Source organism: Amycolatopsis sp. NPDC104587, from assembly GCF_055583645.1.
In genome coordinates this window covers 164,867-184,824 of record NZ_JBVJNO010000014.1, presented here as the reverse complement: position 1 = coordinate 184,824, position 19,958 = coordinate 164,867, and the positions used below count along the sequence as shown (strand labels likewise).

The following is a 19,958-nucleotide window of genomic DNA, read 5'->3' as shown; positions in this document are numbered from 1 at the left end:
GGGGTCATCTTTCTCACTGAAGTTCGAGGAGCCATCGTGTCCCAGTCGCCCCCCGTTTCCCCCGTGGCCGCCTCCCGCGTGGTGGTACCGGCGGGCACTACGGCGGGCTCGGCGGTCCGCGAGGCCGGCCTGCCGACCAAGGGCGAGGAGACGGTCGTCGTCGTGCGCGACGCCGAGGGCAAGCTCCGCGACCTCGCCTGGGCGCCGGAAACCGACACCGAGGTCGAGCCGGTCGCCGCGAACACCGAGGACGGCCGCAGCGTCATCCGCCATTCGGCGGCCCACGTGCTCGCCCAGGCCGTCCAGCAGCAGTTCCCGAACGCCAAGCTGGGCATCGGCCCGCCGGTGAAGGACGGCTTCTATTACGACTTCGCCGTCGACACTCCGTTCACCCCCGAGGACCTGCAGGCGCTCGAAAAGCGCATGAAGCAGATCGTGAAGGGCGCTCAGCAGTTCTCGCGGCGCGTTTTCGACTCCGTGGACGAGGCGAAGAAGGAACTGGCGGACGAGCCGTTCAAGCTCGAGCTGGTCGACCTCAAGTCCGAAGTGGACACCTCCGAGGTGATGGAGGTCGGCGAGGGCGAGCTCACCATCTACGACAATCTCGACCCGCGCACCAAGGAACGTGTCTGGAGTGACCTCTGCCGCGGTCCGCACGTGCCGACCACCAAGTTCATCCCCGCGTTCAAGCTGACCCGCGTCGCCGCCGCGTACTGGCGGGGGAGCGAGAAGAACCCGCAGCTGCAGCGGATCTACGGCACGGCGTGGGAGTCGGCCGAGGCGCAGGACGCCCACCTCGAGCGCATCGCCGAGGCCGAGCGCCGCGACCACCGCAAGCTCGGCGCGGAGCTGGACCTGTTCTCCTTCCCCGAGGAGATCGGCTCCGGCCTGCCGGTGTTCCACCCCAAGGGCGGCATCATCCGCCGGGAGCTGGAGAACTACTCGCGTCGCCGCCACGAGGAGGCCGGCTACGAGTTCGTGAACACCCCGCACATCAGCAAGGGCGAGCTGTTCCACACCTCCGGCCACCTGCCCTACTACGCGGACACCATGTTCCCGCCGGTGCAGTTCGACGAGGAGAACTACTACCTCAAGGCCATGAACTGCCCGATGCACAACCTGATCTTCCGCTCGCGCGGGCGGTCCTACCGCGAGCTGCCGCTGCGGCTGTTCGAGTTCGGCACCGTCTACCGCTACGAGAAGTCCGGCGTGGTGCACGGTCTCACCCGCGTGCGCGGCCTGACGATGGACGACTCGCACATCTACTGCACCAAGGAGCAGATGCCGGGCGAGCTCCGGTCGCTGCTGAAGTTCGTCCTCGACCTGCTGGCCGACTACGGCCTCTCCGACTTCTACCTCGAGCTGTCCACGCGTGGTGACTCCGACAAGTTCATCGGCGAGGACTGGGAGTGGGAGGAGGCCACCGAGACGCTGCGGCAGGCCGCCGTCGACTCCGGCCTCGAGCTGGTCCCGGACCCGGGCGGCGCGGCCTTCTACGGCCCGAAGATCTCGGTGCAGGCCAAGGACGCCATCGGGCGCACCTGGCAGATGTCGACCATCCAGCTGGACTTCAACCAGAACAAGCGGTTCGAGCTCGAGTACACCGCGCCGGACGGCACCCGCCAGACGCCGGTGATGATCCACCGCGCGCTCTTCGGCTCGATCGAGCGGTTCTTCGGCGTGCTGACCGAGCACTACGCGGGCGCGTTCCCGGCGTGGCTCGCGCCGGTGCAGGTGGTCGGCATCCCGATCACCGCCGACCAGGTCGGGTTCCTCGAAGACGTCGAGAAGGCGTTGCGCGCCAAGGGGATCCGCGCCGAGGTCGACGCGAGCGACGACCGGATGCAGAAGAAGATCCGGACGCACACCACGCAGAAGGTGCCCTTCATGCTGCTCGCCGGTGCGAAGGACGTCGAGGCGGGCGCGGTGTCGTTCCGCTTCCGCGACGGCGGTCAGATCAACGGTGTGCCGGTGGCCGACGCCGTCGCCGCGATCGCCGGCTGGATCGAGCGCCGCGAGAACGCGTCGCCGTCGGCCGGGGCGCTGGAGACGGTCGTTCGGTGAGTGACGGTCCCGAACTCGTCGAGCAGCAGGGTGTCGGGGTCCAGGACGCGTTCCACCGCCTTTGGACCCCGCACCGGATGGCCTACATCAAGGGCCAGGACAAGCCGGAGGACGACGAAGACACCGGCTGTCCCTTCTGCCGCATCCCGTCCCTGGACGACAAGACGGGGTTGATCGTCGCGCGCGGCGAGACGGTGTACGCCGTGCTGAACCTGTACCCGTACAACCCCGGGCACCTCATGGTGGTGCCGTACCGGCACGTCGCGGACTACACCGACCTGACGGTCGAGGAGACGCGGGAGGTCGCGGAGTTCACCCAGCACGCGATGAAGGTGATCCGCGCGGTGTCCGGCGCGCACGGGTTCAACATCGGCCTGAACCAGGGCGTGATCGCGGGCGCGGGCATCGCCGCGCACCTGCACCAGCACCTGGTCCCGCGGTGGGGCGGCGACGCGAACTTCATGCCGGTGATCGGCCAGACGAAGGTGCTGCCGCAGCTGCTGGGCGAAACGCGGGACCTGCTCGCCGACGCCTGGTGAAACGCTCGAATGCCGTAACCGGCAAAGCCTGATTGAGTGTTCAACCGCGAGTATGATGGGGGTATGTCCGAAACCCGATGGCTCAGCGACGACGAGCAGCGCGTCTGGCGTGAGTTCAACATGGCCACCCGCATGCTGAGCGCGCACCTCGAGGGTCAGCTGCAGCACGACTCGGGCATGCCGCACACGTACTACGAAGTCCTCGTGTCGCTCTCGGAAGCGCCCGGCCGCCGGCTTCGGATGAGCGAGCTCGCCGACGCGCGCCAGGCGTCGCGAAGCCGGCTCTCCCACGCTGTCGCGCGCCTCGAAGCGAACGGCTGGGTGCGCCGGGAGGCCTGTCCGACCGACAAGCGCGGCGCCTGGGCCGTCCTGACCGACGCGGGGTTCACCGCGCTCGAGGCCGCCGCGCCCGGGCACGTCGAGGCCGTCCGGGAAAGCCTCTTCGACCCGCTGACGCCGGAGCAGGTGACCGCGCTCGGTGAGATCAGCGCCGCGATCCGCAACCAGCTCTCCCCGAAGTGCGCCGCGGCGCAGGCCGCCGAAGAGGCGCGCGAACACGAGGGCGAGCTCACCAAATCGGGCTGACGCGGGGCGGCGCGTCGGGGTCACCGGTGCGGGTCGATAGGCTGCCATCGCCCACCCGACCCTCGTAGCCAGGTGCCTCAGACGAACCGATGCTCAATATCTTCGCGCGTGCCTCCGTTTCCCGCGTCACCGATCCGATCGGCCGGGCGCTGGTCCGCGTCGGGCTGACCCCGAACGCGATGACCGTGCTCGGCACGGCCGGCGCGGTCGTCTGCGCCCTGATCTTCTTCCCGACCGACCACCTGCTCTGGGGCACCTTCACGGTGTGGGGCTTCGCCATGCTCGACCTGCTGGACGGCGCCATGGCGCGGGCCCGCGGGTACGGCACCCCGTTCGGGGCGGTGCTCGACGCGACCTGCGACCGGCTGGTCGACGGCGCCCTGTTCGCCGCCATCGCCTGGTGGTGCTTCGTCGTCGACGACAACCGCCCGGCCGCCGCCGCGGCACTGCTGTGCCTGGTGCTCGCCCAGGTCATCTCCTACGTCAAGGCCCGGGCCGACGCCTCCGGCCTGCCCGTCGACGGCGGGCTCGTCGAACGCGCCGAGCGGCTGATCATCGCGCTCGTCGGCACCGGCCTGCACGGCTTCGGCATCCCGTACACCGTGGACGTGACGCTCTGGCTGCTCGCCGTGCTTTCGGTGATCACCCTGCTGCAGCGCACGGCCGGCGTGGCGAAGGCGGCCCGCGAGGCCGCCGCCGGGGAGCAGCGGGCATGACCAGGCTGACCGAGCGGCTGAGCGCCTTCGGCTACGCCGCGGGCTGGCGGCTGGCCGGCTGGCTGCCCGCCGGGTTCGGCAGCACGGTCTTCTCCCTCGGCGCCGACCTCGCCGTCAAGCGCGACAGCGGCGGCGTCCGGCAGCTGCGCGCCAACCTCGCGCGGGTCGTCCCGCAGGCCGACGCGGTCGAGATGGACGAGCTGACCCGCCGCGCGATGCGCTCCTACGCCCGGTACTGGCACGAGACGTTCCGGCTGCCGTCGATGGACCAGAAGGAGGTCAGCGAGAAGGTCGCGGCCTCGATCACCGGCGTCGAGAACCTCGACGCGGCGCTGGCCGAGGGCAACGGCGCGGTGATGGCGCTGCCGCACAGCGGGAACTGGGACATCGCCGGCGTCTGGCTGGCCGACTACCTCGGCGGGTTCACGACCGTCGCCGAGCGGCTGAAGCCCGAGTCGCTCTACCGCCGGTTCGTCGAGTACCGCGAGTCGCTCGGCTTCGAGATCGTGCCGCTCACCGGCGACAGCTCGGCGATGCGCGTGCTGCTTAAGCGGCTGCGCGAGAACAAGGCCGTCTGCCTCGTGGGAGACCGCGACCTGACCACCAGCGGCATCCCGGTGAAGTTCTTCGGCGAGCCGGCCCGGATGCCCGGCGGCCCGGCCCGGCTGGCCGCCACGACCGGCGCCGCGCTGATCCCGGCCGGCTGCTGGTTCACCGAGGACGGCTGGCAGATCCGGCTGCACCCGCGGATCCGCGTCACCGCGCGCGCCGAGGTCCCGGCCGCGACGCAGGCCCTGGCGGACATCTTCGCCGGCGACATCGCCGCCCACCCGGCCGACTGGCACATGGTGCAGAAGTTCTGGCCGGCCGACCTCGACGCCGGTGAGCAGCCCGACCTGGAAGAAGCGAGCTGAGGCGTGGCCACGCGTCCGATGCGGGTCGGGATCGTCTGCCCCTACTCCTTCGACGTGCCCGGCGGGGTCCAGGGGCACGTGATCGACCTGACGAAGGCGCTGCTCGCGCGCGGGCACCACGTGTCCGTGCTCGCGCCCGCCGACGACGACGCCGACCTGCCGGAGTTCGTGCACCCGGCCGGCAAGGCGCTCGGCATCCCGTACAACGGCTCGGTCGCCCGCCTCCAGTTCGGCCCGGTCTCCTACGCCCGGGTGCGCCGCTGGATCCGTGAAGGCGACTTCGACGTCCTGCACCTGCACGAGCCGGCCGCACCGAGCCTTTCGCTGCTGGCGCTGCTCATCGCCGACGGCCCGATCGTGGCGACGTTCCACACCGCGACGACCCGCTCTCGCACGCTCTCGGCGTTCCAGCCGGTGCTGCGGCCGCTGCTGGAGAAGATCACCGCGCGGATCGCGGTGTCCGCGCTGGCCCGCCGGGTCCAGGTGGAACACGCGGGCGGCGACGCCGTGGAGATCCCCAACGGCGTCGACATCGGCTTCTTCTCTTCCGCGACGCCGTTGCCCGGCTATCCGCGAGCCGGCGGCACGGTCGGGTTCGTCGGCCGCTTCGGCGAGCCGCGCAAGGGCATGGGCGTGCTGCTGGAGGCGCTGCGGCGGATCCTGCCGGAGTTCGAGGACCTGCGGCTCGTGGTGGTCGGCCGCGGCGACGAGGACCAGCTCCGCCGGGACGCCGGTCCCGAGCTGGCGCCGCACCTGGAGCTGCTCGGGCAGGCCTCCGACGAGGTGAAGGCCCAGGCCCTGCGCAGCGTCGACGTCTACTGCGCGCCGAACACCGGCGGGGAGAGCTTCGGGATGATCCTCACCGAGGCGATGGCCGCCGGGACCGCGGTCCTGGCCAGTGACCTCGACTCGTTCCGGCGGGTGCTCGACGACGGCCGCGCCGGGATGCTCGTCGAGACCGGCGACCCGGCCGCGCTCGCCGACGGGCTGCGTGAGCTGCTCGGCGACCCGGCGCACCGGGTGTCGCTGGCCGCGGCGGCGGGCGAGCGCGTCACGATGTACGACTGGTCGGTGGTCGCCACGCAGGTGCTGCGCGTCTACGAGACGGCCGTCGCCGCCGACCCGCGGCGTGTCGCGGCGCCGGAACGGGAGCTCGCCCGGTGAGCGTGCTCGGCTGGCTGCTCCCGGTGCTGGCGCTGGTCGTCGTGCTGGGCGGGCTGTTCCTGCTCGCGACGGCGAACCGGCTCGACCGGCTGCACGTCCGCACGGACGCCGGTTGGGCCGCCCTGGACGCGGCGCTGGCCCGCCGGGCGGTCGTGGCGCGGGCGGTCGCGGTCGTGCTCGGCGACACGGCCCTGCGGACGTCGGCCGAGCGAGCGGAAACGGCGCCCCGGGCCGACCGTGAAGGCGAGGAGAACGAGCTGACGCTGCACCTGAGCCGCGTCGACCGTGCGGGCCTGGCGCCCGAGCTCGCCGAGGAGCTGACCGACGCCGAGCACCGGGTGGTGATCGCCCGGCGCGTCCACAACGACGCCGTGCGCGACACGCTGCGGCTGCGGCGACGGCGGAAGGTGCGGTACTTCAAGCTGGCCGGCACCGCGCCGCTGCCCGAGTACTTCGAGTTCGCCGAGCCGGAGGTCTGAGCGTGGGCTGGTACGTCGTCGTCGAGGAGCAGCGCGGCGCGGGTGACGGCCGGAGCTGGTCGCTGTCGGAGACGTTCCCGGTCGAGGGCCAGGTCATCGCCGAAGCCGAGGCCCTGCGGCTCGCGCGGGAGTACCAGCCGGCCTACCCGTGGTCGCCGAAGTCGCGGAAGGTCCTGCGGGTCGCGGGCGGTTACCTGGTGATCGTCGACGGCCGGACCTCGACGTTCCACTTCCGGCTGACGGTCGGCGAAGAGATCTGAACCCGGCGGCCCCCGCGCGCGTCGGAGGGGTATGAGCGCGACGTGGTGGGTGGTCATCGAAGAGCAGGGCGGCCTGGGTGACACCCGGGGCTGGGGCGTCGCGGACGCGACGCCGTACCCCGACCGCGTCAGCGCGGAGGACGACGCGTACCTGCTCGCCAAGCAGCACCGGCCGCCGCGGCCGTCGTCCCCGCAGAGCCGGCTGGTGCTGCGCGTGACCGACGGGTACCTGGTGCTGGTCAAGGGCAAGACCGACCTGTGGCAGTTCCGCGTCACGGTGGGCGAACAGGCCGGCGGCTGACAGACTGGCGGCATGAGCGAACCCGAGGCCTGCGACGTCGCCCACGGCACGGCTCCGGCGGACCCGGACACGCGGACGCTGGTGGCGGTGTTCGCGTCCCCGGTGTCGCGGTACCTGCTGAAGTTCGCGCGGGACCTCGGTTTCCACGTCGCGCTGTTCGAACCGGACGCCGCGCGGGCGACCGACGTGCCGGACGGCTTCGACGCCGTGACCACGCTCCCGGAGCTCGACGGCACCGCCGACGTCGTGGTCACCGACCACCACCGGCCGGAGCTCGGCGACGTCCTCAAGCTCGCGCTCGACCAGGCGCCGCGGTGGATCGGCGTGCTCGGCAACCCGCGTCACCCGGGTCCGCACGTGGCCGCGTTGCAGGGGCTCGGCGTGGCGGACGCCGAGATCGCCCGGGTGCACCGGCCGGTCGGGCTCAACATCGGCTCGCGGACCCCGCCGGAGATCGCGGTGGCGACGCTGGCCGGTCTGCTGGCCGACCACAACCACCGCCCGGGTGGTTTCGCCTTCTGACCGCCTCGCCCCACTGGCGGTTCCTCACCGCCGGGGCGGATCCATAGCGTCGGTCCTATGGTGACTGCGGCCCAGGCTCGGGCGAAGTACGACCGGATCGCCGACCGGTACGAGGAAATCTTCTTCTACGTGGGGGATGTCGGCGCGCGGCTCGCCGCGTTCGCCGGTCCGCGGCCGGGCGCGCGGGCGCTGGACATCGGGGCCGGCCGCGGCGCGGTCGCGCGCGCCCTGCTGGCGCACGGATGCGTGGTGTCGGCGATCGACGCGTCGCCGGAGATGGTCGCCCGGCTGGCCGCCGACCACCCGGAGCTGACCGCCCGGACGATGGACGCGGCCCACCCGGACTTCCCCGACGGCGCGTTCGACTTGGTCACCGCCGGGTTCGTCGTGCAGGTCCTGGACGACCCGGCGGCCGTGCTGGCCGAGGTCCGGCGGGTGCTGGCGCCCGGCGGCACGGTCGCGCTCTCGCTGGAACGGCAGTCGGTGGGGCAGCTGGGCTGGTTGCAGGATCTCAGCGTCGAGTTCTTCTCGCCGGACGCCGCCGCGGAGCCGGAGCCGTCGCCCGAGCCGTCGCCCGGTGCGGGGCCGATGGACGCGGACGGCCTCGACGCGCTGCTGACCGAGGCGGGGTTCACCGGCCTGGCCCGGGAAGAGGTCGAGATGCCGTTGCCGCTGCGAGGCCCCGACGCGCTGTGGGAGTGGCTGCAGCCACGCGGCGGAACCGAGCTGGTCGCCGCCCTGGGCGAGCGGGCCGGCGAGTTCCACGCGCGGTTCTTGGACGGCGCCCGGACGATGCAGGAGGGCGACACGATCGTCCTCGACTTCGCGGCCACCCTGCACCGGGCCCACCGCCCGGCCTGACCGGACGACACGGCGACCGGCTCCGGCCCCGCGCCGTGTCGTCCGTTCAGGTACGCGTGTCGTCCGTCAGTGGACCGCCATCCCTTCCGGCATCGGCTCGAACCGGGCGTGGTGGCGGGTGAACGTCGCCGTGCCGGAGGTCATCGAGCGCAGGTCGATGAGGTAGCGGACGAGCTCCGTCGCCGGGACCTCGGCTCGGATCAGCGTCCGCCCGCCCTGGCCGGCTTCCGTGCCCAGCACCCGGCCCCGGCGGGAGGAGAGGTCGCCGAGCACGGTGCCGAGGTGCTCGTCCGGCAGCCGGATGGTCACTTCTTCCAGCGGCTCCAGCATGGTGAGGTGCCCGGTCGCCGCGGCCTCCCGCAGCGCCAGCGCGCCGGCGGTCTGGAACGCGGCGTCGGAGGAGTCGACGCTGTGCGCCTTCCCGTCGACCAGCGTGACCTTCACGTCGACGACCGGGTGCCCGTCGGCCAGCCCGCGCTGCAGCTGAGCCCGCACGCCCTTCTCGACGCTCGGGATGAACTGGTGCGGCACCGAGCCGCCGACGACCTTGTCGACGAACTGGAACCCGCCGCCGCGCGGCAGCGGCTCGACCACGATGTCGCACACGGCGAACTGGCCGTGCCCGCCGGACTGCTTCACGTGCCGGCCGTGGCCCTTGGCGGGCTTGCCGAACGTCGTGCGCAGGCTGATCTTCACCGGTTCGGTGTCGACGTCCGCGCCGCCCGCCCGCAGCCGCGAGAGCACGACGTCGGCGTGGGCCTCGCCCATGCACCACAGCACCAGCTGGTTCGTCTCGGCGTTGCGGTCGAGCCGCAGCGTCGGGTCGCCGGCGACCAGCCGGGACAGGTTGCGCGCCAACGTGTCCTCGTCGCTGCGGGTCTTCGCGACGACGGCGACCGGCAGCAGCGGCTCCGGCATCGCCCAGGGTTCCATCAGCAACGGCTCTTCGGGCGAGGAGACGGTGTCGCCGGTCTCCGCCGATCCGACCTTCGTCAGCGCGCAGAGGTCACCCGCGACGCAGTAGGGCACCTCGCGCAGGTTCGCGCCGAGGGGGGAGTAGAGGTGCGCGACGCGCTCGTCGGCGTCGTGGTCCTCGTGGCCGCGTTCGGCGAGGCCGTGCCCGGACACGTGCACCGGCCGCTCGGGGCGCAGCGTCCCGGAGAACACCCGGACGAGGGACACCCGGCCGACGTAGGAGTCGACGGCCGTCCGGACGACCTCCGCGGCGAGGGGGCCCGCGGGGTCGGCGGTGATGGCCGCGTGCGCCCCGCCGTCCGGCGTGGTGACGTCCGGCGGCTCGTGCTCCAGCGGCGAGGGGAACGCCCGGACGATCCCGTCGAGCACCTCGGCCAGGCCGATCCCGCTGGTCGCGCACACGGGGATGACCGGGTGGAACGACCCGCGCGCGACGGCGGTCTCGAGGTCGGCGATGAGCGTCTCCTCGGGGATCTCCTCGCCGCCGAGGTAGCGGTCCATCAGGGACTCGTCCTCGCTCTCGGCGATGACCCCTTCGATCAGCTCGTTGCGGGCTTCGGCCATCCGCTCGAGGTCGGCCGGGTCGGGTTCGCCCACCTTCGGCGGATGCCCGGCGGAGTAGTCGAAGTACCGCTGGGTGATCAGCCCGACCAGGCCGTCGCCGGCGGGCAGGTAGAGCGGCAGGACGCCGGCGCCGAACGCGGCCTGGCAGGCGGCGATCTCGGCCATCGGGTCGGCCCGGTGGTGGTCGAGCCGGGAGACGACGACCGCGCGCGGCATGCCGACCGCGGCGCACTCCTCCCACACCGCGACCGTCGCCGCGTCGACCCCTTCGGCCGCGCAGACGACGAACAGCGCCGCGTCGGCCGCGCGCAGCCCGGCCCGCAGCTCCCCGACGAAGTCGGCGTACCCCGGCGTGTCGATCAGGTTGATCTTGTGACCCCGGTGCAGCACCGGCGCGACCGAGAGGCCGACCGAGCGCTGCTGGCGGACCGCGGCCGGGTCGTGGTCGCACACCGTCGTTCCGTCGACCACCGAGCCCGCGCGCGGGACGGTGCCGGACGCCGCGAGGAGCGCCTCCGTGAGGGTCGTCTTCCCCGAGCCGGACGGGCCGACGAGCACCACGTTGCGGACCTTCGCGGGGTCGTCCACAGCGACGGCGGCCCCGGTGTCGGCGTTCTTGGCTTGTTTGTCGGCCATGACGACTCCTCGGCGAACGGCTGGTGTACGTGATGTGTCCTCGATCACACACCCGCTACCCTGGTCACGGCAAGGCACGGGTCCCGGGACCAGCCGAATGCCCGGGGGAGCAGGGGCAAGGGGGAGTTTCATGACGGTGGACAGGCGGACCTTCCTGCGGATCTCCGGGGCGGTTCCGGTGGCGGGACTGGCGGCGGGGTGGCCGCCTCCGGACGATTGGGAGCGGCTGCGACGCCGGCTGGCCGGGCCGTTGTTCCGGCCGGGCGACGCGGGTTACCCCGAGGCCAAGCAGGGCTTCTTCACGATGTACGACGCCCGGATGCCGGCGGCCGTCGTGGGCGCCACGCGGGTCGAGGACGTTCAGGCCGCTGTCGGCTTCGCGGCGCGGCACCGGCTGCCCGTCGCCGCCCGCAGCGGCGGGCACAGCTATCCCGGGTACTCCACTGTGGACGGCGGGATCGTGGTGGACCTGAGCCGGTTCTCGGCGATCGAAGCGCGCCCGGACGGCCGCGCGGTGATCGGGGCCGGGGCCCGGCTGGGGCCGATCGCGACCACGCTCGCGGCGGCGGGCCGGGTGCTGCCGGCGGGCAGCTGCGACACGGTCGGCATCGCCGGGCTCGCCCTCGGCGGCGGCGTCGGTGTCCTCGACCGGAAGTACGGCCTGACGTGCGACCACCTGGAAGCGGCCCGGATCGTCACGGCCGACGGCCGGCTGCGCACGGTTTCGGCGACGGCGGAGCCCGACCTGTTCTGGGCGCTGCGCGGCGGGGGCGGCGGCAACTTCGGGATCGTCACCGGGTTCACGTTCCGGACCGTGCCGATCGCCGACGTCGCCACGTTCGACCTCCACTTCCCGCCGGGCACGCAGACCGCGCTGTTCGCCGCCTGGCAGGACTGGCAGCCGGCGATGCCGGACGAGCTGTGGTCCGGGATGGGCCTCGGCGCCGACCACGCCAACCTCGGCGGCACGTTCCTCGGCCCGGCCGCGCGGATGAACGAGCTGCTCGACGACCTGATCCGCCGGGTCGGCACCCCGCCGGTCGAGCAACGGCGGCGGGTCATGGACCACGTGTCCGCGATGCGGTCGTTCGACGACCACGACTCACGGCCGGCGGTGGCCGCGAACCGGGGCACCTACGTCGGGACGTCGCGGATGCTCCTGCGCCGGGCCGCCGACCCGGCCGCGGTCGTCGAGGTGCTGACCGGGGTCCCGAAGGTCGACACCATCATCGACGCGGGCGGCGGCGCCATCGCGCGGGTCGGCGTCCGCGAAACGGCGTTCCCGCACCGGACGGCGCTGGCCAGCTTCCAGTTCCTGCACGGCGCGGAGCCCGAGAACGGCGGTGAGGACGGCGCCCGGCGCGCGGTGGCCGCCGTGCGCGACGGGCTCGGGCCGGAGTTCGGCGCCACCGGCTACGTCAACTACCTCGATCCCGAGATGCCGGACTGGGCGGAGGCGTACTACGGGGTGAACCTGCCGCGGTTGCGCGCTGTCGCCCGAAAGTATGACCCGCGAGGAATTTTCGCTTTCCCGCAAGGACTTTCCGCGCCCCACTCGACTGTCCACATCGGAGAGACATAGACTGCGCCGAACCCCACGCAAAGGAGGCGCGTGCTCGACCTGGCATTCTCCACAGAGGACCTGGCGCACACCCGGTTCGCGTTCTCGCCGGCGTGGGAGATCGTGGCGAGCGTGCGCGTCCTGAACCGGCCGGGGGAGCACGCGCTGCACCTGCCGTGGGTCAAGCGGGCGACCGCGGCGCTCGACGGCGCCGGCCTGGACATCACGCTGCTGCGGGAGCTGGTGCCGCTGCGGCACCTGCCCGGCTTCCTGGCCGGCACGCCGTCGACACCGCTGCCCGAGCTGGCCGACGAGCTCGCCGACCTGCGCGACGTGCCGGGCCGCGTCGTCCGGCGTGAGCTCGACGCGATGTCCGGGCCGCGCCCACCGGTGCTGAACCGCTTCCACCGCGACCCCGAAGCCGGGCTAGAGCGGCTCGCGACGCTGATGGAGCGGTACTGGGAGCTCGTGCTCGCCCCGGACTGGCCGCGCATCCGCGCGCTGCTCGAGGCCGACGTGCTGCACCGGTCCCGGCTGCTGGCCCACGGCGGCGCCGCCGAGCTGTTCAACGACCTCACCCCGCTGGTCCGCTGGCTGGACGGCACGCTCACGGTGGCGCACCGCCACCTGCACGCCGCCGTGCCGCTCGACGGGCGCGGCCTGGTGCTCGTGCCCTCGGCGTTCGTCTGGCCGCGCGTGTTCTCCAAGACCGACCCGCGCTGGCAGCCGGTGCTGCGCTACCCGCCGCGCGGGATCGCCACGCTCTGGGAGACCGGGACGGCCGTCGCGCCCGGCGCGCTGGCCGCCGTCATGGGCCGCGGTCGCGCGATGCTGCTCGCCGAACTGGCCGCGCCGGCGTCCACCTCGGAGCTGGCTCGCCGGACCCGGCTCAGCGCCGGCGCGGTGTCGCAGCACCTCGGTGTCCTGAAGGCCGCGGGCCTGGTCAACGGGCATCGTGCCGGACGTCACGTGCTCTACGCACGCACGGAGGCCGCGGAAGTCCTGGTCGCCGGGGTGCCGAAAGTGGACTCCTGAGATTGCCGCGCACTGGCCTGCCTGAAGGGTCCACCGCCGACCTACGCTCGGACCGGTAACCCCCGGTTCATCGTGTGGAAAGGCCCCGTCGTGTCCGAGCAGCAGCCCAGCCCCTCCAACGGCACCGTCCAGCCGGTCACCGGCACCGCCAAGGTGAAGCGCGGCATGGCCGAGATGCTCAAGGGCGGCGTGATCATGGACGTGGTCACCGCCGAGCAGGCCAAGATCGCCGAAGACGCCGGCGCGGTCGCGGTGATGGCGCTGGAGCGCGTGCCCGCCGACATCCGCGCCCAGGGCGGCGTCGCGCGGATGAGCGACCCCGACCTGATCGACGGCATCATCGAGACCGTCTCGATCCCGGTGATGGCCAAGGCCCGCATCGGCCACTTCGTCGAGGCGCAGGTGCTGCAGTCCCTCGGCGTCGACTACGTGGACGAGTCCGAGGTGCTCACCCCGGCCGACTACGCCAACCACATCGACAAGTGGGCGTTCACCGTCCCCTTCGTCTGCGGCGCGACCAACCTCGGCGAGGCGCTGCGCCGGATCACCGAGGGCGCGGCGATGATCCGCTCCAAGGGCGAGGCCGGCACCGGCGACGTCTCCAACGCCACCACGCACATGCGCAAGATCCGCGGCGAGATCCGCCGCCTGCAGTCGCTGCCGGAGGACGAGCTGTTCGTCGCGGCGAAGGAGCTGCAGGCGCCGTACGAGCTGGTGCGCGAGGTCGCGGAGAAGGGCAAGCTGCCGGTCGTGCTGTTCACCGCGGGCGGCATCGCCACCCCGGCCGACGCGGCCATGATGATGCAGCTCGGCGCCGAGGGTGTGTTCGTCGGCTCCGGCATCTTCAAGTCGGGCAACCCGGCCCAGCGCGCCGAGGCGATCGTCAAGGCGACGACCTTCTACGACGACCCGGACGTGCTGGCGAAGGTCTCGCGCGGCCTGGGCGAGGCCATGGTCGGCATCAACGTCGAAGAGCTGCCGGAGCCCCACCGCCTGGCCGAGCGCGGCTGGTGACGGCCTAACCCTCCGGGTAGAAGAGGAAGAGCGTGCAGCCCGTCGTGCTGGCGGGCACGTGCCACGACCCGGCCGGGGCGTGCAGGAACGTCCCGGCCGGATGGTCGCGGGCGCCGTCGTGGAACGTGCCCGCGACGACGTAGACCTCTTCCGGGCCCGGCTCGTGGACGTCGCGGCATGGCCAGGACGTGCCCGGGTCCATCTCGAGGACGTTGGCGTGCGCGCCGTTCGCGCCGGTCCACAGTGGACGCAGCCGGATCCCGGGGAAGAGCTCGCGGACGGGGGCGTCCTCGACGGACACGGACGTGTAGCCCTTCTGGGCGAGGATCTCGGGGTGCATGACCCCACGGTGCCGGGCGCTCGCGGGGCCGGGACAGCGTCAAGAAAGACACCCTGGGGTACTTTCCTGCCATGCATCGTGTGGTGGCCCTGGTGCGGCCGGTGCAGTCGACGTTCGAGCTCGGCATCGCCGCCGAGGTCTTCGGCACGCCGCGGGCCGTAGTGCCGCGGCACTACGAGTTCGACGTGTGCGCGGAGGTTCCCGGTCCGGTGCCGACGACGGCCGGATACGCGATGTCGGTGCCGGCCGGGTTGTCGGCTTTGGCTTCGGCGGACACCGTGCTCATCCCGGGCTGGGCGCCGGTGGAGGCGCCGCTGCCGGACGGCGTCCGCCGTGCGCTGCGGGCGGCCCACGCCCGGGGCGCGCGGCTCGTCACCATCTGCTCCGGCGTCTTCGCGTTGGCTCGCACCGGTCTGCTGGACGGCCGTTCGGCGACCACGCACTGGGCCCGCGCGGAGCAGCTGCAACGGGAGTTCCCGCAGGTGCGCGTGGAGCCGGACGTGCTTTACGTCGACCACGGCGACGTCGCGACGAGCGCCGGGGCGGGCGCCGGGGTCGACCTGTGCCTGCACCTCGTCCGGCAGGACCACGGCGCCGCGTACGCGGCCCTGCTCGCGCGGCACATGGTGATGCCGCCGCATCGTGAAGGCGGCCAGGCGCAGTACGCGCCGCCACCCGCGCCGGACTCCGACGCACTCGACGGCCTGCTCGAGTGGGCCGGCGCGCGCCTCGGGACGCCGTTGTCGGTCGACGACCTGGCCGCGCACCTGAACGTCTCGGCTCGCACGCTGGCCCGCCGGTTCGCCGACCGGCTCGGCACGAGCCCGGGCGCGTGGCTGCTGGCCCGGCGGGTGGCGGCGGCCCGGACCCTGCTGGAGCGGACGGACCTGCCGGTGGAGGCCGTCGCCACGCGGGTCGGCCTCACCTCGGCGGTCAACCTGCGACGCCGGTTCCGCGCCCAGGTGGGGACCACGCCGGGCGCCTACCGGCGGGCGTTCCGGGGCTAGAGGTACTCCGAGATCTCGACACCGTAGGTGCCCGGCTCGAGCGCCTCGAAGATGTGTGGGACGTCGCCGGGGTAGGAGATGTAGTCGCCCGGGTTCAGCTCCTCGGGGGCCTCCATGACGCCGACTCTGGCGCGGCCCGCGCACAGCACGATGTGCTCCATCACGCCGGTCATGTGCGGGTCGCTGCGCCGGGGAGTGCCCGGTTCAGCCCGGATGAGGTACATGTCCCGCCGCGCGGACGGGGGACAGGCCGACAGCAGCGTGCACGCGTAGTCGGCGTGTTCGGCGAACACCGTCGGGCCCTTGCCGGCCCGGATGACGCGGACCTTCGGCCGGTCGGGCTCGACCAGGCGTGAAAACGGCACGTCGAGGGCGACGCCGAGCGCCCAGAGCGTCTCGACGCTGGGGTTGCCGGTGCCGGACTCGAGCTGGGAGAGCGTCGACTTGGCCAGGCCGGCGCGACGCGCGACCTCGGTCAGGGACAAGCCCGCGCGGGTGCGTTCCCGGCGCAGTGACGCCGCGATGATCTCCAGCGGCGCGCCGGTGGTTTCCTGCGACATGTGCTGTTCGCTCCATCGGTCGTTCTGTTCGCCTTGACGAACACGGGGCCTTGTGTTCACCATAGAACACATGCGTTCGATATGGCGAACACTCGATCGGGGCCTCGCCCGTGACATCGGCCTGGTCTGCTTGGCCGATTGTCTCGTGGGGGTCTCCTACGGTGCCATCGCGGTGAGCTCGGGCTTCCCGTTCTGGCTGCCGATGCTGATGTCGCTGCTGGTCTTCGCCGGCGCGTCGCAGTTCATGTTCATCGGGATCGTGGCCGCGGGCGGCAACCCGTTCGCCGCCGTGCTGGCCGGGCTGCTCGCGAACGCGCGGCACCTGCCGTTCGGCTTCGCGATCGGCGACGTGCTGGGCGGGCGCTGGCCGGCCCGGCTGCTGGGCAGCCACCTGATGAGCGACGAGACGGTGGCGTTCGCCATGGCCCAGGACGAGGTCAAGCGCCGTCGCGCAGCCTACTGGGCCTGCGGGCTGGGGATCTTCGTCTTCTGGAACTGCGGTGTGCTGGCCGGCGCCTACGCCGGGTCGGCGATCAGCGACACCGACGTGTTCGGCCTGGACGCCGCGTTCCCGGCGGTGCTGCTCGCGCTCGTCCTGCCGTCCCTGCGCGACCGGGCGGCCCGGCTGCCGGTGCTGGTCGGGGTGGTCGTCGCGCTGGTCGCGACGCCGTTCCTGCCCGCCGGGCTGCCGGTGCTGCTGGCGCTGGCCGGGGTGCTGGTGGGAGTCACGGCGAAGGAACCCGAACTGGCGGAGGCCCGCTGATGGACGGCGTCGAACTGCTGATCGGCACGGCCGTGCTGGCCGTGGGGACGTTCGCCTTCCGGTTGGCCGGGCCGGTGCTGCGCAGCCGGCTGAAGCCGTCCCCGAAGGCGGAACGGCTGATGGCGCTGGCGGCGGTGGTGCTGCTGGCCGCGCTGGTCGCGGTCAGCGCGTTGACGGAAGGGCACGGGTTCGCGGGGTTCGCACGGCCGGCCGGGGTGCTGGTGGCCGGGGTGCTGGCCTGGCGGAAGGCCCCGTTCGCGCTGGTGGTGGTGGCCGCCGCGGCGACGGCGGCGCTGCTCCGGCTGGCCGGCGTGCCCTGAGCCAAGGCGTCAGACGCACCGAAGGCCGCCTTGGGTCGCTCGGGTGCGGCGGCCGGGCTGACCTGCCGGTCCGCTCGGCACGCCGAGCGTCTAGGCTGGTGGGAAGGGTCTTTCGGGAGGTCGGGTGTCGTCAGAGCCGGTCATCGGTGTGCTTGCCATGCAGGGTGCCGTGCGGGAGCACGTCGCCATGCTGGAAGAAGCGGGCGCGCGGGCGAAGCCGGTGCGGCGGGCCACTGAGTTGTCCGAAGTGGACGGTCTGGTGCTGCCCGGTGGCGAGTCCACCACGATGTCGCGGCTGCTCGAGACGTTCGAACTGCTCGAGCCGCTGCGCGCGCGGATCGCCGACGGGCTGCCCGCCTTCGGGTCGTGCGCCGGGATGATCCTGCTGGCGCGGCAGACCCTCGACGGGCGGCCCGACCAGCAGCAGCTCGGCGGGCTCGACGTCGTCGTCCGGCGCAACGCCTTCGGCAGGCAGGTCGACTCCTTCGAGGCCGACCTCGACTTCACCGGGGTCGACGGCGGCGGGGTGCGCGCGGTGTTCATCCGCGCGCCCTGGGTCGAGAAGGCCGGTGACGGCGTCGAGGTGCTGGCCACGGTCAGCGGCGTGCCCGGCGTGGCGGACGACACCGCTAGGATCGTCGCGGTCCGGCAGGGGGCGGTGCTGGCGACCGCGTTCCACCCGGAGCTGACACCCGACGTGCGGGTGCACCGGCTCTTCGTCGGCCTCGTACGGCAGGCTGCCTGAAACGCGGTGCCCGGGCCGGGTACGGAACAGATGGAGGAGAGATGAGCGGCCACTCCAAGTGGGCCACCACGAAGCACAAGAAGGCCAACCTCGACGCGAAGCGCGGCAAGCTCTTCGCGCGGTTGATCAAGAACATCGAGGTGGCCGCGCGGACCGGCACCGGTGGTGGCGACCCGGATGGCAACCCCACGCTCTACGACGCCATCCAGAAGGCGAAGAAGAACTCGGTCCCGCAGGACAACATCGAGCGCGCCCGCAAGCGCGGCGCCGGTGAAGAGGCGGGCGGCGCCGACTGGCAGAACATCACGTACGAGGGCTACGGCCCCAACGGCGTGGCGGTGCTGATCGAGTGCCTCACCGACAACAAGAACCGCGCCGCGATGGAGGTCCGCACCGCGCTCACGCGCAACAACGGCTCCCTCGCCGACCCGGGTTCGGTCGCGTACATGTTCACCCGCAAGGGTGTCGTGCTGATGCCGAAGGGTGACGCCTCGGAGGACGACGTCCTCATGGCGGTCCTCGACGCCGGCGCCGAAGAGGTCAACGACCTCGACGAGAGCTTCGAGATCGTCTCCGAAGGCGGCGACCTGGTGCCGGTGCGCAAGGCGCTGCAGGAGGCCGGGTTCGAGTACGAGTCGGCGGAGCTGACGTTCCTCCCGTCGGTCAGCGTCCCCCTGGACGCGGACGGCGCGAAGAAGGTCTTCAAGCTGATCGACGCCCTCGAAGACTGCGACGACGTCCAGAACGTCTACGCGAACTTCGATGTTTCGGACGAGGTGCTCGCCGAAGTCGGCTGAGCCCGGCGCGGTTCGCGCTGCGAAGGCCGCCACGACGACCGAAGTCCTCGTGGCGGCCTTCGTTGCGTGCGGGACGTGCTCGCCGAAGTCGGCTGAGTTTTCCTTTGCCCCGCACGGGATCGCGGCCCGGGTCGGAAACTTTCCGGCCCGGGCCCTGTGCTCTCCCGGGCTCGTCAGGCAGAATGTGCGGCGTGACCTCGACGACCCCCGCCGCCTCCGCCGACATCACCGCCGAACTGTCCGCGGACGAACTGCGCCTCATCGAATGGATCGAGACGCAGGCGAAGGAACGCGGCAACGCCGTCGTTTCGGTCGCCGGGGACGCCGAGGGCGCCGGCTACTGCTTCACCGCCTGTGCGTGGGCGCTGCACCACGTGCCCGAGGCCGTCGTCGTCGGGCTGCCGGAGCAGATGGGCCAGGTGCTGCTCGACGCCTACGTCGACCGCGCGGCCAACGGCGAGATCTTCGAGGTCGGCAAGCGCTACGACAACTTCTTCGAAGGCGTCCCGGTCGTCCTCGAGCGGGTCAACAAGGGGCACTACCCGGAGTACTTCGGCAGCGCGTTCCTCATCTACCCGGACGGCGACTTCCCGGCGCTGCAGCTGATCGTCGCCACGCCGGAGGGCAAGTTCCCGTGGCACCCGGACGCGCCCGAGGGCTTCGCCCGGTGGCAACTGGTCCTGACCGAGAGCGGCGACCCGGAAAGCTGGACCCCCGGCGTCGACGGTCCCTAGAACTTCCGCAGGTCCGCGGCCGCTTCCGGGTAGCGCTCGGCCAGCTCCGACGCGGCCGCGAACTCGACGCAGTCGTCCGTGTAGGGCGGCACGACGACCGTGCCCAGCAGGCTCCACGCGCCGCGCGTGACCGTCGCCTGCCAGGTCCCGGCGGGCACCACGACCTGGGGCCGCTCGCCGGCGGCGACGTCCGTGCCGAGCACCGGCCGGGAGACCGAGCCGTCCGGGTGCAGCAGCAGCATCGCGGCCGGCGCGCCCGCGTGGTGGACGTACACCTCGACGCGGTCCAGCCGGTGCGGCGCCGAGAACTCGGGCGCGACGAGCAGGTAGTAGATCGCGGACCCGGTCGGCGAGCGCCAGCTCTGCGCCCACCGCCCGCCCTCGACCGGCAGGGGCTCAAGACCCAGGTGGGTGACGAAATCCGACGGCTCCGGCATGTCACCCATCCTGCCGCAGACGCGGCCAGTAGCCTGCAAGCTCGAACTGGTGTTCGCGGCGAGAG

At 72.5% G+C, this 19,958-nt stretch carries 24 protein-coding genes; 20 read left to right on the top strand and 4 right to left on the bottom strand.

Annotated features, from left to right (window positions below):
- The first annotated feature begins 36 nt into the window (after positions 1-36).
- The 11 genes from thrS (at position 37) to ACZ61C_RS36750 (ending at position 8,405) form a co-directional block, all read left to right on the top strand.
- Positions 37-2,064: a threonine--tRNA ligase gene (gene thrS, locus ACZ61C_RS36800; protein ID WP_465312524.1), complete on the top strand. Its 2,028-nt coding sequence runs from the start codon at positions 37-39 to the stop codon at positions 2,062-2,064.
- A complete protein-coding gene (locus tag ACZ61C_RS36795; protein WP_465312522.1) occupies positions 2,061-2,603 on the top strand; it encodes an HIT family protein in 543 nt (180 codons plus the stop codon). The genes thrS and ACZ61C_RS36795 overlap by 4 nt, the downstream gene beginning before the upstream one ends.
- A 63-nt stretch (positions 2,604-2,666) precedes the next feature.
- Positions 2,667-3,188, top strand: coding sequence for a MarR family winged helix-turn-helix transcriptional regulator (locus ACZ61C_RS36790; protein ID WP_465312521.1), 522 nt, complete (start codon positions 2,667-2,669; stop codon positions 3,186-3,188).
- Positions 3,189-3,277: 89 nt separating this feature from the next.
- A complete protein-coding gene (gene pgsA, locus ACZ61C_RS36785) occupies positions 3,278-3,904 on the top strand; it encodes a phosphatidylinositol phosphate synthase (RefSeq protein WP_465312520.1) in 627 nt (208 codons plus the stop codon).
- The gene (locus ACZ61C_RS36780) at positions 3,901-4,818 is read left to right on the top strand and encodes a phosphatidylinositol mannoside acyltransferase (RefSeq protein ID WP_465312519.1); all 918 of its coding nucleotides are present in this window, start codon (positions 3,901-3,903) and stop codon (positions 4,816-4,818) included. The genes pgsA and ACZ61C_RS36780 overlap by 4 nt, the downstream gene beginning before the upstream one ends.
- A gap of 18 nt (positions 4,819-4,836) precedes the next feature.
- The gene (locus tag ACZ61C_RS36775) at positions 4,837-5,982 is read left to right on the top strand and encodes a glycosyltransferase family 4 protein (protein ID WP_465312613.1); all 1,146 of its coding nucleotides are present in this window, start codon (positions 4,837-4,839) and stop codon (positions 5,980-5,982) included.
- Positions 5,979-6,461 (top strand): NUDIX hydrolase, encoded by a 483-nt coding sequence (locus tag ACZ61C_RS36770; protein WP_465312518.1) that lies wholly within the window; start codon positions 5,979-5,981, stop codon positions 6,459-6,461. The genes ACZ61C_RS36775 and ACZ61C_RS36770 overlap by 4 nt, the downstream gene beginning before the upstream one ends.
- Before the next feature lie 2 nt (positions 6,462-6,463).
- Positions 6,464-6,721, top strand: a complete 258-nt coding sequence (locus ACZ61C_RS36765) for a hypothetical protein (protein WP_465312517.1) — start codon at positions 6,464-6,466, stop codon at positions 6,719-6,721.
- Positions 6,722-6,752: 31 nt separating this feature from the next.
- Entirely contained in the window at positions 6,753-7,022 is a 270-nt protein-coding gene (locus ACZ61C_RS36760) for a hypothetical protein (RefSeq protein WP_465312516.1), read from the top strand.
- A 12-nt stretch (positions 7,023-7,034) separates the two neighbouring features.
- Entirely contained in the window at positions 7,035-7,544 is a 510-nt protein-coding gene (locus ACZ61C_RS36755; RefSeq protein ID WP_465312515.1) for an XdhC family protein, read from the top strand.
- A 57-nt stretch (positions 7,545-7,601) separates the two neighbouring features.
- A complete protein-coding gene (locus tag ACZ61C_RS36750; protein ID WP_465312514.1) occupies positions 7,602-8,405 on the top strand; it encodes a class I SAM-dependent methyltransferase in 804 nt (267 codons plus the stop codon).
- A gap of 66 nt (positions 8,406-8,471) precedes the next feature.
- On the opposite strand, the gene ACZ61C_RS36745 is transcribed toward ACZ61C_RS36750, so the two are convergent.
- A complete protein-coding gene (locus ACZ61C_RS36745) occupies positions 8,472-10,580 on the bottom strand; it encodes an elongation factor G-like protein EF-G2 (protein WP_465312513.1) in 2,109 nt (702 codons plus the stop codon).
- Positions 10,581-10,710: 130 nt separating this feature from the next.
- On the opposite strand from ACZ61C_RS36745, the gene ACZ61C_RS36740 reads away from it, so the two are divergent.
- The 3 genes from ACZ61C_RS36740 (at position 10,711) to pdxS (ending at position 14,190) form a co-directional block, all read left to right on the top strand.
- A complete protein-coding gene (locus tag ACZ61C_RS36740) occupies positions 10,711-12,162 on the top strand; it encodes an FAD-binding oxidoreductase (protein WP_465312512.1) in 1,452 nt (483 codons plus the stop codon).
- Positions 12,163-12,192: 30 nt separating this feature from the next.
- Complete coding sequence (locus ACZ61C_RS36735; protein WP_465312511.1) at positions 12,193-13,176, top strand: DUF5937 family protein; 984 nt, start codon at positions 12,193-12,195, stop codon at positions 13,174-13,176.
- A 90-nt stretch (positions 13,177-13,266) separates the two neighbouring features.
- The gene (gene pdxS / locus ACZ61C_RS36730) at positions 13,267-14,190 is read left to right on the top strand and encodes a pyridoxal 5'-phosphate synthase lyase subunit PdxS (RefSeq protein ID WP_465312510.1); all 924 of its coding nucleotides are present in this window, start codon (positions 13,267-13,269) and stop codon (positions 14,188-14,190) included.
- A 4-nt stretch (positions 14,191-14,194) separates the two neighbouring features.
- Here the strand turns inward: pdxS and ACZ61C_RS36725 are convergent, their stop codons facing one another.
- Positions 14,195-14,530 carry a cupin domain-containing protein gene (locus tag ACZ61C_RS36725; RefSeq protein ID WP_465312509.1) on the bottom strand — a complete coding sequence of 112 codons (336 nt, stop codon included), beginning with the start codon at positions 14,528-14,530 and terminating at the stop codon, positions 14,195-14,197.
- Positions 14,531-14,601: 71 nt separating this feature from the next.
- On the opposite strand from ACZ61C_RS36725, the gene ACZ61C_RS36720 reads away from it, so the two are divergent.
- Positions 14,602-15,537 (top strand): GlxA family transcriptional regulator, encoded by a 936-nt coding sequence (locus ACZ61C_RS36720; protein ID WP_465312508.1) that lies wholly within the window; start codon positions 14,602-14,604, stop codon positions 15,535-15,537.
- On the opposite strand, the gene ACZ61C_RS36715 is transcribed toward ACZ61C_RS36720, so the two are convergent.
- Positions 15,534-16,097: a helix-turn-helix domain-containing protein gene (locus ACZ61C_RS36715; protein WP_465312507.1), complete on the bottom strand. Its 564-nt coding sequence runs from the start codon at positions 16,095-16,097 to the stop codon at positions 15,534-15,536. The genes ACZ61C_RS36720 and ACZ61C_RS36715 overlap by 4 nt on opposite strands.
- 70 nt (positions 16,098-16,167) lie before the next feature.
- On the opposite strand from ACZ61C_RS36715, the gene ACZ61C_RS36710 reads away from it, so the two are divergent.
- From ACZ61C_RS36710 to ACZ61C_RS36690, 5 genes are all read left to right on the top strand, one after another.
- Complete coding sequence (locus ACZ61C_RS36710) at positions 16,168-16,860, top strand: AzlC family ABC transporter permease (protein WP_465312506.1); 693 nt, start codon at positions 16,168-16,170, stop codon at positions 16,858-16,860.
- Positions 16,860-17,180, top strand: coding sequence for an AzlD domain-containing protein (locus ACZ61C_RS36705; RefSeq protein WP_465312505.1), 321 nt, complete (start codon positions 16,860-16,862; stop codon positions 17,178-17,180). Before ACZ61C_RS36710 ends, ACZ61C_RS36705 begins: the two co-directional genes overlap by 1 nt.
- 124 nt (positions 17,181-17,304) lie before the next feature.
- Positions 17,305-17,925, top strand: coding sequence for a pyridoxal 5'-phosphate synthase glutaminase subunit PdxT (gene pdxT / locus ACZ61C_RS36700; protein WP_465312504.1), 621 nt, complete (start codon positions 17,305-17,307; stop codon positions 17,923-17,925).
- Between the two features lie 41 nt (positions 17,926-17,966).
- A complete protein-coding gene (locus ACZ61C_RS36695; protein ID WP_465312503.1) occupies positions 17,967-18,722 on the top strand; it encodes a YebC/PmpR family DNA-binding transcriptional regulator in 756 nt (251 codons plus the stop codon).
- Between the two features lie 182 nt (positions 18,723-18,904).
- Entirely contained in the window at positions 18,905-19,456 is a 552-nt protein-coding gene (locus ACZ61C_RS36690) for a DUF4262 domain-containing protein (protein ID WP_465312502.1), read from the top strand.
- On the opposite strand, the gene ACZ61C_RS36685 is transcribed toward ACZ61C_RS36690, so the two are convergent.
- Positions 19,453-19,893: a cupin domain-containing protein gene (locus ACZ61C_RS36685; protein WP_465312501.1), complete on the bottom strand. Its 441-nt coding sequence runs from the start codon at positions 19,891-19,893 to the stop codon at positions 19,453-19,455. The genes ACZ61C_RS36690 and ACZ61C_RS36685 overlap by 4 nt on opposite strands.
- Positions 19,894-19,958 lie beyond the last annotated feature (65 nt).